Raw genomic sequence first — 515 nt, 5'->3', positions numbered from 1 at the left:
CTGTTATCCATAGGCACTTTACTCCCATCCACAGAATTTGTGGCAGTAGAAAAAGAGCTAATAGCCCCAGCGCTTATTTCAATGGAAATATTTCGCTGTGCTAAGGCTGAAACTGAAAAGTATAGGAATACGATGAACAGTAGTGAGTGTTTCATGACAAGTTGTATAGGAAGGTTAGTAAAAGAATTAGTTAATCAAAAATACAGCTGAGGATAATCAACCCTAAACTTCAAGTCTAAATTTTTCTTAATCAGTTAGTTAAAAAACCTTACCTACTTATTTCTTACTTTTAACGGCTAATCAAGTCTCCGGATAACTAAATTTGAAAATGAAAAAGTTATTCTTTACCCTGATCCTTGCATTCACTGCTAGTTATTTTGCCATAGCACAAACCTCCACCTACGACGAAGCCCTTGCGAAAGAAGTAGGCGCCGATGACTATGGAATGAAGAAATACGTGATCGCATTCCTATACCGGGGAGACCGTGTCACTGAGTATTCAGATGAGCAGCGAG

At 38.4% G+C, this 515-nt stretch carries 2 protein-coding genes; both read left to right on the top strand.

Features of this window, described 5'->3' with window-relative positions; genetic code table 11:
• Positions 1 to 210, top strand: a 210-nt coding sequence (locus ABD732_RS18690) for a hypothetical protein (protein WP_344786347.1), incomplete at its 5' end; no start/stop codon positions are given.
• A 118-nt stretch (positions 211 to 328) separates the two neighbouring features.
• Positions 329 to 515: hypothetical protein (locus ABD732_RS18685; RefSeq protein ID WP_344786344.1), on the top strand; the 187-nt coding region annotated here is incomplete at its 3' end.

Source organism: Gordonia caeni (genome assembly GCF_039537105.1).
In the GTDB taxonomy this organism is placed as follows: Bacteria; Actinomycetota; Actinomycetes; order Mycobacteriales; family Mycobacteriaceae; genus Gordonia; species Gordonia caeni.
This window is presented reverse-complemented; position numbering and strand designations above follow the sequence as displayed.